At 29.8% G+C, this 9,829-nt stretch carries 14 protein-coding genes and 1 pseudogene; all 15 read left to right on the top strand.

The annotated features are described in order from the left end of the window. Nucleotides 1-82 precede the first annotated feature (82 nt). The 15 genes and pseudogenes from AVBRAN12637_RS02285 (at nucleotide 83) to rpmC (ending at nucleotide 9,820) form a co-directional block, all read left to right on the top strand. Nucleotides 83-2,458, top strand: coding sequence for a ribonucleoside-diphosphate reductase subunit alpha (locus tag AVBRAN12637_RS02285; protein ID WP_336615241.1), 2,376 nt, complete (start codon nucleotides 83-85; stop codon nucleotides 2,456-2,458). Between the two features lie 46 nt (nucleotides 2,459-2,504). Next, nucleotides 2,505-2,777: pseudogene (locus AVBRAN12637_RS02280) on the top strand (glycosyltransferase); the annotation flags it as partial. 749 nt (nucleotides 2,778-3,526) lie between these two features. Next, on the top strand, nucleotides 3,527-3,658 hold the full coding sequence (locus AVBRAN12637_RS02275; protein WP_336615240.1) for a hypothetical protein: 132 nt from the start codon (nucleotides 3,527-3,529) through the stop codon (nucleotides 3,656-3,658). Next, a complete protein-coding gene (locus AVBRAN12637_RS02270; protein WP_336615239.1) occupies nucleotides 3,630-3,794 on the top strand; it encodes a hypothetical protein in 165 nt (54 codons plus the stop codon). The genes AVBRAN12637_RS02275 and AVBRAN12637_RS02270 overlap by 29 nt, the downstream gene beginning before the upstream one ends. A 195-nt stretch (nucleotides 3,795-3,989) precedes the next feature. Further along, a complete protein-coding gene (locus tag AVBRAN12637_RS02265) occupies nucleotides 3,990-4,766 on the top strand; it encodes an RsiV family protein (RefSeq protein WP_336615238.1) in 777 nt (258 codons plus the stop codon). Between the two features lie 502 nt (nucleotides 4,767-5,268). After that, nucleotides 5,269-5,580, top strand: a complete 312-nt coding sequence (gene rpsJ / locus AVBRAN12637_RS02260; protein WP_214116107.1) for a 30S ribosomal protein S10 — start codon at nucleotides 5,269-5,271, stop codon at nucleotides 5,578-5,580. A 9-nt stretch (nucleotides 5,581-5,589) separates the two neighbouring features. Beyond that, a complete protein-coding gene (rplC, locus tag AVBRAN12637_RS02255) occupies nucleotides 5,590-6,165 on the top strand; it encodes a 50S ribosomal protein L3 (RefSeq protein ID WP_214116105.1) in 576 nt (191 codons plus the stop codon). After that, entirely contained in the window at nucleotides 6,162-6,773 is a 612-nt protein-coding gene (rplD, locus tag AVBRAN12637_RS02250; protein ID WP_214116103.1) for a 50S ribosomal protein L4, read from the top strand. The genes rplC and rplD overlap by 4 nt, the downstream gene beginning before the upstream one ends. A 1-nt stretch (nucleotide 6,774) precedes the next feature. Beyond that, the gene (locus tag AVBRAN12637_RS02245; RefSeq protein ID WP_214116101.1) at nucleotides 6,775-7,056 is read left to right on the top strand and encodes a 50S ribosomal protein L23; all 282 of its coding nucleotides are present in this window, start codon (nucleotides 6,775-6,777) and stop codon (nucleotides 7,054-7,056) included. Nucleotide 7,057: 1 nt separating this feature from the next. Then, nucleotides 7,058-7,888 (top strand): 50S ribosomal protein L2, encoded by an 831-nt coding sequence (gene rplB, locus AVBRAN12637_RS02240; protein ID WP_214116098.1) that lies wholly within the window; start codon nucleotides 7,058-7,060, stop codon nucleotides 7,886-7,888. Between the two features lies 1 nt (nucleotide 7,889). Next, a complete protein-coding gene (gene rpsS, locus AVBRAN12637_RS02235; protein WP_214116097.1) occupies nucleotides 7,890-8,171 on the top strand; it encodes a 30S ribosomal protein S19 in 282 nt (93 codons plus the stop codon). A gap of 10 nt (nucleotides 8,172-8,181) precedes the next feature. Further along, nucleotides 8,182-8,520 (top strand): 50S ribosomal protein L22, encoded by a 339-nt coding sequence (gene rplV / locus AVBRAN12637_RS02230; RefSeq protein WP_214116095.1) that lies wholly within the window; start codon nucleotides 8,182-8,184, stop codon nucleotides 8,518-8,520. A gap of 1 nt (nucleotide 8,521) precedes the next feature. Then, nucleotides 8,522-9,220 (top strand): 30S ribosomal protein S3, encoded by a 699-nt coding sequence (rpsC, locus tag AVBRAN12637_RS02225; protein ID WP_214116093.1) that lies wholly within the window; start codon nucleotides 8,522-8,524, stop codon nucleotides 9,218-9,220. A gap of 2 nt (nucleotides 9,221-9,222) precedes the next feature. Continuing rightward, a complete protein-coding gene (gene rplP, locus AVBRAN12637_RS02220) occupies nucleotides 9,223-9,648 on the top strand; it encodes a 50S ribosomal protein L16 (RefSeq protein ID WP_214116091.1) in 426 nt (141 codons plus the stop codon). Then, the gene (rpmC, locus tag AVBRAN12637_RS02215; protein ID WP_214116089.1) at nucleotides 9,635-9,820 is read left to right on the top strand and encodes a 50S ribosomal protein L29; all 186 of its coding nucleotides are present in this window, start codon (nucleotides 9,635-9,637) and stop codon (nucleotides 9,818-9,820) included. The genes rplP and rpmC overlap by 14 nt, the downstream gene beginning before the upstream one ends. Nucleotides 9,821-9,829: the final 9 nt, after the last annotated feature.

The raw sequence follows: 9,829 nt of genomic DNA, 5'->3' as shown, positions 1-9,829 counted from the left end.
CCCACTCTTTTTAACCTTTATTATATATCTACTTATTATAATACATTCTTTTTTAAAATTCACAAAGGAAAAATAATCAATCATGAAGGTAGTAAAAAGAACAGGTAGAGTAGAAGAATTAGACATATCTAAGATTAAAAAATATACAACTTTAGCAACTGAAGGGCTTGATAATGTAAGCCAAAGTGAGCTAGAAGTTGATGCTAAAATACAATTTAGAGATATGATAACTTCTGAAGAAATACAAAATACTTTAATAAAAACAGCAGTTGATAAAATAGATATAGATAGACCTAATTGGACTTTTGTAGCTGCGAGATTATTTTTATATGATTTATATCACAAAGTTAATCCACAAAAAGAATATGTGCATTTAAGAGAATATTTTGAGCGCGGAGAAAAAGCAGGAAGATTATTTTTAGGTCTTAAAGAAAAATATGACTTAGATGATTTAAATTCTTATATCAAACCTGAAAGAGATTTACAATTTACTTATTTAGGTATTAAAACCCTTTATGATAGATATTTAATTAAAGATAGCAAAGGTAATCCTATTGAATTACCACAACATATGTTTATGGCAATAGCTATGTTTTTAGCTCAAAACGAATTAAATAGGCAAGAATGGGCTAAGAAATTCTATGATTTAATAAGCAAATTTGAAGTTATGTGTGCAACTCCAACTTTAAGTAACGCAAGAACAACAAGACACCAATTAAGTTCGTGTTATATCGGCTCAACCCCTGATAATATAGAAGGTATTTTTGATTCTTATAAAGAAATGGCTTTATTATCTAAATTTGGCGGTGGAATAGGCTGGGATTGGAGTAAGGTTCGTGCTATGGGTGGTAGTATAGACGGACATAAAAATGCAGCTGGTGGAATTATTCCATTTTTAAAAATCACAAATGACATTGCTGTAGCGGTTGATCAATTAGGCACAAGAAAAGGTGCAATATCTGTTTATATTGAGCCTTGGCATATGGATGTTTGTGATTTTATTGACCTTAGAAAAAATAGCGGAGAAGAAAGAAGAAGAGCTCACGAATTATTCCCTGCTTTATGGATAAATGATTTATTTATGAAAAGAATTGCTGAAAATGGAAAATGGACTTTATTTGATCCATTTGATACTCCACAACTTTGTGATTTATACGGAAAAGAATTTGAATTAGAGTATGAAAGACTTGAAAAAGATGAAAATATAGTAAAAGAAGTAATGGATGCAAAAGAGCTTTGGAAAAAGATTTTAACAAATTATTTTGAAAGTGGAATGCCGTTTTTATGCTTTAAAGATAATGCTAATAAAGCTAATCCAAATTCTCATTCAGGTCTTATTAGAAGTTCTAATTTATGCACAGAAATTTTTCAAAATACAGACCCAAATCATTATAAAATAAAAGCTACTTTTGAAGATGGTAGTATAAAGATTTATGAAGAAAATGATATTTTAACTCTTGATAATTCACAAGTAAAAACTGCAAAAAAATTAAGTAGCCTTGATACTTTAAATGGTAAAAAAGTTTATATAGTAGAAAAAGAATATGATGAAGGAAGAACCGCAGTTTGTAATCTAGCTAGTATAAATTTAAGTAAAATTAATAGTATAGAAGATATTAAAAGAGTAGTTCCAATAGCAATTAGAATGCTTGATAATGTAATTGAACTTAATTTTTATCCACATGCAAAAGTAAAAAACACTAACCTTAAATCTCGTGCAATAGGTTTAGGTGTTATGGGTGAATCACAAATGTTAGCAGAAAAAGGAATAATGTTTGGGACTAACGACCACTTTGAATTAATTGATAAAATTATGGAAAATATATCTTATGAAGCTATAAGTGCAAGTAGTGATTTAGCAGTTGAAAAAGGTGTATATCCTGAATATGAAGGAAGTAATTGGAGTAAGGGAATTTTCCCTATTGATGTCGCTAACGATAATGCAAAAATGCTAACACTAGGAGATAATTTATTTAATCAATCAAATTGTGATTGGAATAATTTAAGAAAGAAAGTTAGCAAACAAGGTATGAGAAATGGCTATTTAATGGCAATAGCTCCAACTTCTAGTATATCAATTCTAGTTGGAACTACTCAAACAATTGAACCTGTGTATAAAAGAAAATGGTTTGAACAAAACTTAAGTGGAATGATACCTAATGTTGTACCAAATCTAAGTCTTGATACCTGGCAATATTATGTTACAGCTTATGAGCTTGACCAAAGAGATTTAGTTCGTGCTGCTGCAATTCGCCAAAAATGGATAGACCAAGGACAAAGCTTAAATATATTTGTTAGTCTTGACAAAGCAAGTGGTGGGTATTTAAATAGTATTTACACATTAGCTCACTCACTAGGACTTAAATCTTGTTATTATCTAAGAAGTGAAAGTCCAGCAAGCGAACATCTGGATAATAAACCTGTTGATAGAAGCATTGAATGCGAAGGTTGTCAATGAAAATAAGTGTTTGCATTATCGCTAAAAATGAAGAAAAAAATTAAAGCGTTGTTTAAATGCTTTAGCAGATTTTGATGAAATTGTGTTAGTAGATAATGAAAGCACTGATAACAGCGTTGGTATTGCAAAAGAATTTAAAAATGTAAAAGTTTTTAGCTCACCTTTTATAGGGTTTGGCAAATTAAAACAATTTGCTGTAAATTTAGCTAGTAATGACTGGGTCTTTTGTATTGATGCTGATGAAGTAATAGATTTTAATAGTTTAGAGCTTTTAAAAAATCTTGATTTTAGCGATATTACAAAAATCTATGCAAAATAAATAGAAAAAATTATTATAAAAACGAATGGATAAAAACTTGTGGGTTTTATCCTGATTATATAGTTAGGATTTTTAATAAAACTCATACTAATTATGATGACGCTAATGTTCATGAAAGCGTTAGTATTAAAGATAATTCTAAGTTAATTAAAACAAATATTCATATTCATCACTATTCATTTTATAATCTTTTACAATTTATAAATAAGCTAGATAAATATACAGAAATTTATGCGAATACGACTAATAAAAAGCCTAATTCTTTCTCGTGCTTTTCTCACGGAATATTTTCATTTTTTAAATTTTATATATTAAAAAAAGGTTTTTTAGATGGTTTTAAAGGTTTCGTTATTAGTGTTTATGGTGGATTAAATTCTTTTTATAAATATGCAAAAGCTTATGAAAAAAATTTAAAAGATTTCAATCTACACTTATTCGGAAGTGATGATAATATTAAAGAATGTCTAATAAGTTTATATAAAAGCAAGATTTTACCTAATAAAATCTTTATATATTCAGATAACTTAAATTTACAAAAATATTCAATAACAAATGTAGAGATTTGTGGTAAAAAAGAATTTACAAAATTAAACGACTATGATATTTTTATACAAGCAAAAAAATTAGATAAAAATGAATTAAAAAATATTAATGCTAAAAATATTCACAACTATTAAATATTTACAAAGAAAAAATTAATATATTATATAAAATTTATTTAAATGAAAAAATGAAAAAAAGTATTTTTTATGTTAAGTGCTACATTATTTTTGGTAGCTTGTGGTGGAGATAATTCTAAAGATATAGTTAAAAATTTTATTGAAAGTGCTTATAATGGTAAAGTTGAAAAATATGATGAAATATTTAGATATCCCAGATAATCAAAAAGAAACTGCTAAAGGTAAATTATCTATGATGGTTTTAATGGCAGTTGAAGCCACAAATAAAAAAGTTAGTATAGGCAGTATTGCTATTATTGATATAACTAAAAATAATGAAAACGCAAATGTTATATAAAAATATCATTTAAAGATAAAAGTGAAACAAATGAAAATGTAAGATTATACAAAAAGATAAAAGAAGGTATGTAAAAATGTAAATTTTAATTTTTTTTAAAATAATAAATAAAGTTCCACGTGAAACAAAATTAATTAAAATTTTTAAGTGTTATTAACTTAGGATAAAATACTATTTTTATTTAAGGAGTATAAAATGAAAAAAGTATTAATTTCAAGTATTTTGGCACTTAGTTTAAATTCTGCTGGGTTTTTAATGATAGATAAAGATAAAACCGCATATTTTACAATTAACGACCATAAAGATAAAGTTGAGTTTGTTAGCGGTATGAATATAATGCAAGATAATGTATGTTTTGCATGTAACGATACGATAACAAATAATATAGATTATGAGGCTTCAAAATCAATTGGGGTTAAATATGATAGTATTAGTATCAGTACAAGCGATGATAATTTTAAGATTAGATATTTATCTGGAAATAATAAAGAAGAACTTAATTTAAATGAATTTTTTGCTCAAAGCTTAACTCATTTTGGAACTTTAGAAATATTAGAAGATGTAATATTTGCTAAGAATGATTTAACGAGTATAAGTTTTAGTTTAGTAGAAGACAATAAAGGTGCCCATCCTTTACATTTTAAAAAATATGCAATTTTAGATAAAACAGGTAAAATTATTTCATCAAACGAAGCTTTTCAAGATACAGATAAGTTAAAAGAAAAAATCACTAAAAAAATAAGAGATTTTCAAAATACAACTAAACATCCAGAAAAAGATAATAAATTTTTTAGTCCTTTAGAATTAAATAATTTTTATTTTGATAATTTAGGAATAGTATTTTCATATAGTCCTTATGAATTATTTTCATACGCTAGTGGATATATAAAAGTTCGTTTAACATATAAAGAAATAGAACCATTTTTAAAAGAAGAATTTAAAAAACTATTACAAGATAATAAAGTATTGTAAAAATTTATGATTTAATTTTTTCCGAATTTAAAATAAAATTCGGAAAAAATTATTATTCAATAAATTATATATAGTTTTAACAAGTATTAAAATTTTTATTAATTTTTTGAGATTTAATACTTTTTGCTTATATCAGCAAATAGGTTTTATACAAAATACTATTTTATTGATTATTAATTTTATTAGTGATTTTGTTTCATACTGAGTATTATTAATAATTTTCTAATTTTTGCTTTTTTACATATATTTTTCTATATATCTTATCAGAATGAGTAAAAATTTATAATTAGTATATTTTAAAATAAATTTAGTATTTTATAGTTCATAATTTTTATTTTTATCTTTTTAAAAAAGACAAAAAATATGAAAAAATTTATTTTTTCTTGACAAATAAACTTATATTAAATACACTTGCGAACCTATTTTAGTTTTTGTGATACTTATCACATGTTCTTTAATGGGTTGGCTTAAATGCCAACGAGTTCTTTTAAAAGGAAAAATTATGGAAAGAATTAGGTTAAAGTTAAAAGCTTATGACCATAGGGTTCTAGATCGTACAGTTGCGGCAATTGTTGAAGCCGTTAAGAGAACTGGTGCTGAAATTAGAGGTCCAGTGCCAATGCCTACAAAAATAAAGCGTTATACCGTTTTAAGATCTCCGCACATCAATAAAGATTCAAGAGAACAATTTGAAATGAGAATTCACGCTCGTATGATTGATATTTTGGCTGCTACTACTGACACCGTTGATAGCTTAACAAAGCTTGATTTGGCACCAGAAGTTAATGTTGAAGTTCGTGCAATGGGCAAGTAAGGATAGAGTATGGAATATATTGTTGAAAAAATCGGAATGAGTAGAACAATTAACACATCTAGCACTCCTGTAACATTACTTAAGTTAGTAAAAACAAAAGTTTGCGAACTTAAAGATGGTAAAGCTATCGTTGCTTACGCACAAGGTAAACATCAAAACAAGTGCATAGCAGGTCAGCAAAAAAAATACAGCCTAAGTGCAGAGTTTAACAAATTTGCTAGTTTAGAAGTAGCAAATAAAGAAGCAGGTGACATTGACACTACACCTTTAGCTGAAGCAAAAGTTTTAAAAGTAAGCTTTAATTCAAAAGGTAGAGGTTTTGCAGGTGTTATTAAAAGACACGGATTTGCAGGTGGTCCAGCAAGTCATGGTAGCCGTTTTCACAGACGCTCAGGTTCTATAGGTAACCGCGAGTGGCCAGGTCGTGTTCAAAAAGGACGCAAAATGGCGGGTCATTTTGGTAATGAATTAGTTACTGTTAAAAATGAAGTTGTTTCATTTGACGCTGAAAATGGTGTTTTAGTATTAAAAGGTAGCGTTGCAGGTTATAATGGTGCAATGGGTAAAGTAAGGATTGTAAAATGAAAGTATGCGTATTAAACGATAAATTTGAAAAAGCTAGCGAGCTTGATTTACCAGCAAGATACGCTGAAGTAAATCCTCATAACCTTTATTTATATGTAAAATCATATCAAGCTAGCATGAGAGCAAATACAGCTCATACTAAAGGTAGAAGTGATGTTAGCGGTGGTGGTAAAAAACCATGGAGACAAAAAGGTCGTGGCGGTGCTCGTGCAGGTTCAACTAGAACTAACGTATGGGTAGGTGGTGCAGTTGCATTTGGTCCAACAAATAATAGAAACTATTTTCAAAAAGTAAATAAAAAGCAAAAGAGATTAGCATTTGAAAGAGCTTTAGCTGATAAAGCAAATGCAAACGCAATATTTGCAGTAGATAATATAGTTATTGAAAGTGGTAAAACAAAAGATGCAAGAGCTATGATTAATAAAATAGGTGTTAAAGATGCTTTAATAGTTAAATCATTATTAGATGAAAAAACATTATTAGCATTTAGAAATCTTGCAAATTGTTATGTTGTTGATATTACTGAAGTAAATGCTTATTTATTAAGTATATTTAACTCAGTTATTATTGAAAAAGATGCTTTAGCATCAATTACGAAAGAGGGCTAAGATGGCTGATATCACAGATATAAAAAATATAGTTTATACAGAAAAAACTTTAGGCCTTCAAGAAAGTGGCGTAGTAGTTATTCAAGCTAGCCCTAAAATGACAAAAAATGGTCTAAAGCAAGTGTTAAGAGAATATTTTGGTATCGTTCCTTTAAAAATAAATTCATTAAGAATGGATGGAAAAGTTAAAAGATTTAGAGGAATTGAAGGCCAAAGAAGTGACTTTAAAAAGTTTTATGTAAAGCTACCTGAGGGTGCTAGTTTAGAGAATAAGGAAGGCTAAGATGGCTATTAAAACTTATAAACCATATACCCCAAGCAGAAGATATATTACAGGTGTAAGTAGCGATGATATTACAGCAAAAGCTAGTGTTCGCTCATTACTTGTAAAACTTCCAGCTGCAGCAGGTAGAAATAACAACGGAAGAATAACAAGTCGCCATAAAGAAGCAGGTGCTAAAAAACTATATCGTATCATTGATTTCAAAAGAAATAAATTTGGAATTGAAGGTCGTGTAGAAGCTATTGAGTATGACCCATACAGAAATTGCCGTATTGCATTAATTGCTTATAAAGATGGTGAAAAAAGATATATTATCCAACCTCGTGGTTTAGCAGTAAATGACATTGTTTGTTCAGCTGCTGAAGGTTTAGATATTAAACCAGGAAATGCTATGAAATTAAAATCAATTCCTGTAGGTACAATTATCCATAACCTTGAGTTAAAACCAGGTAAAGGTGGACAAATGATTCGTTCAGCAGGTTCTTTTGCTCAATTAATGGGTAAAGAAGAAAAATATGTAATCGTTCGCTTACAATCAGGTGAAATGAGAAGAGTATTAGCTGAATGTATGGCTAGTATTGGTGAAGTTGGTAATGAAGATTGGGCTAACGTTACAATCGGTAAAGCAGGACGCAATAGACATAGAGGTATTCGCCCACAAACTCGTGGTAGTGCAATGAACCCAGTAGATCACCCACATGGTGGTGGTGAGGGTAAAAAGAACTCAGGTCGTCACCCAGTTACACCTTGGGGTAAACCAACTAAAGGTGCTAAGACTCGCCGTAAAAAGGCTAGCGATAAGCTAATAATATCAAGAAGAAAAGGAAAATAAGATGGCTAGATCATTAAAAAAAGGTCCTTTTGTTGATTCTCATGTTATGAAAAAAGTTATCGCAGCAAAAAAAGCTAACGATAATAAACCAATTAAAACTTGGTCAAGAAGAAGCACTATAACTCCTGATATGATCGGTCTTACTTTTAACGTTCATAATGGTAAAAGCTTTATTCCAGTATATGTAACTGAAAATCACATAGGTTATAAATTAGGTGAATTTGCACCAACTCGCACATTTAAAGGCCACAAAGGTTCTGTGCAGAAGAAAATTGGAAAATAAGGGGTAGTAGATGAGTAAAGCATTAATTAAATTCATAAGACTATCACCAACTAAGGCAAGATTGTTAGCAAGAGAAGTTCAAGGAATGAATGCTGAATTAGCAATGGCTAGTTTAAAATTTATGCCAAATAAAGCAGCAAAATACATTTCTAATGCAATTTCAAGTGCTGTTGCAAATGGTGGATATGAGCCAAGTGAAGTTGTAGTAAGTTCATGCCGTGTTGATGCAGGTGCAGTTCTAAAAAGAATTAGACCAAGAGCAAGAGGTAGTGCAAGTCGCATTAGAAAACCAACTGCTCATATTATGGTTGAAGTAAGCAGAGCAAAAACTGAAAGTAAGGAAAGCTAAAATGGGACAAAAAGTAAATCCGATCGGTCTTAGACTAGGAATTAATAGAAATTGGGAATCAAGATGGTTTCCAGCTAAAGCTAGTTTAGCACAAAGCATAGGCGAAGATTATAAAATCCGTGCTTTTCTTAAAAAAGAGCTATACTATGCAGGCGTTAGTCAAATAATAATAGAAAGAACTGCTAAGAAATTAAGAGTTACTGTAGTTGCAGCTCGTCCTGGAATTATCATTGGTAAAAAAGGTAGTGATGTTGAAGTAATTAAAACAAAACTACAAAAAATTATCAATAAAGAAGTAAATCTTAATATTAAAGAAGAGCGTCGTGCTAATGCATCAGCTCAATTAGCAGCAGAAAGTGTTGCAACTCAACTTGAAAAGCGTGTTGCTTTCCGCCGTGCTATGAAAAAAGTTATTCAAAATGCACAAAAAGCAGGAGCAAAAGGTATTAAAGTTAGCGTTGCAGGTCGTTTAGGTGGTGCTGAAATGGCTAGAACAGAGTGGTATCTTGAAGGTCGTGTGCCTTTACATACTTTAAGAGCAAAAATTGATTATGGTTTTGCTGAAGCTCATACAACTTATGGAAACATAGGTATTAAAGTATGGATATTCAAAGGTGAGGTATTACATAAAGGTGTTCAAGCTGATAAAACTGAAGAGCCAGCAGCAAAGAAGACAAGAAGAACCAGAAGAGGTAAATAATTATGTTGATGCCAAAAAGAACAAAATTTAGAAAAATGATGAAAGGCCGCAATCGTGGCTATGCTTGCCGTGGCACAAAACTTGCTCTAGGTGATTATGCTTTAAAAGCTACTGAGGGTGGTAGAGTTAATTCACGCCAAATTGAAGCAGCTCGTATTGCTCTAACTCGTCATGTTAAAAGACAAGGTAAATCATGGATAAGAGTATTCCCAGATAAACCTTTAACTAAAAAACCACTTGAAACAAGGATGGGTAAAGGTAAAGGTAGTGTTGAAGAATGGGTAATGAATATTCAACCAGGCAGAATTCTTTTTGAAATGACAGGCGTTAGTGAAGATATGGCTAGAGAAGCTCTTGCACTTGCTATGAGTAAATTACCATTTAAAACTAAGTTCGTTACAAGAGAGAGTGAAAATGAAATATACTGAGCTAAAAGATAAAACAGCAGAAGAATTAAATGCTATGTTAAAAGAGAAAAAGGTGCTTTTATTTACACTAAAACAAAAGCTTAAAACGATGCAGCTTACAAATACAAATGAGCTTCGCGTAGTAAGAAAAGATATTGCTAAAATCAATACTGCAATATCAGCTATGAAATAAGGGGCTAAT

The organism is Campylobacter sp. RM12637 (genome assembly GCF_020137645.1).
GTDB lineage: Bacteria > Campylobacterota > Campylobacteria > Campylobacterales > Campylobacteraceae > Campylobacter_E.
This window is presented reverse-complemented; position numbering and strand designations above follow the sequence as displayed.

Excerpts from the sequence above, each read along its gene's own strand:
- rplV (WP_214116095.1), top strand. The coding sequence starts at position 8,182 with ATGAGTAAAGCATTAATTAAATTCATAAGACTATCACCAACTAAGGCA.
- rpmC (WP_214116089.1), top strand. The coding sequence starts at position 9,635 with ATGAAATATACTGAGCTAAAAGATAAAACAGCAGAAGAATTAAATGCT.
- rpsS (WP_214116097.1), top strand. The coding sequence starts at position 7,890 with ATGGCTAGATCATTAAAAAAAGGTCCTTTTGTTGATTCTCATGTTATG.
- rplD (WP_214116103.1), top strand. The coding sequence starts at position 6,162 with ATGAAAGTATGCGTATTAAACGATAAATTTGAAAAAGCTAGCGAGCTT.
- rplB (WP_214116098.1), top strand. The coding sequence starts at position 7,058 with ATGGCTATTAAAACTTATAAACCATATACCCCAAGCAGAAGATATATT.
- AVBRAN12637_RS02270 (WP_336615239.1), top strand. The coding sequence starts at position 3,630 with ATGATGAAATATTTAGATATCCCAGATAATCAAAAAGAAACTGCTAAA.
- rplP (WP_214116091.1), top strand. The coding sequence starts at position 9,223 with ATGTTGATGCCAAAAAGAACAAAATTTAGAAAAATGATGAAAGGCCGC.
- rpsC (WP_214116093.1), top strand. The coding sequence starts at position 8,522 with ATGGGACAAAAAGTAAATCCGATCGGTCTTAGACTAGGAATTAATAGA.
- AVBRAN12637_RS02245 (WP_214116101.1), top strand. The coding sequence starts at position 6,775 with ATGGCTGATATCACAGATATAAAAAATATAGTTTATACAGAAAAAACT.
- AVBRAN12637_RS02275 (WP_336615240.1), top strand. The coding sequence starts at position 3,527 with ATGTTAAGTGCTACATTATTTTTGGTAGCTTGTGGTGGAGATAATTCT.
- AVBRAN12637_RS02265 (WP_336615238.1), top strand. The coding sequence starts at position 3,990 with ATGAAAAAAGTATTAATTTCAAGTATTTTGGCACTTAGTTTAAATTCT.
- rplC (WP_214116105.1), top strand. The coding sequence starts at position 5,590 with ATGGAATATATTGTTGAAAAAATCGGAATGAGTAGAACAATTAACACA.
- AVBRAN12637_RS02285 (WP_336615241.1), top strand. The coding sequence starts at position 83 with ATGAAGGTAGTAAAAAGAACAGGTAGAGTAGAAGAATTAGACATATCT.
- rpsJ (WP_214116107.1), top strand. The coding sequence starts at position 5,269 with ATGGAAAGAATTAGGTTAAAGTTAAAAGCTTATGACCATAGGGTTCTA.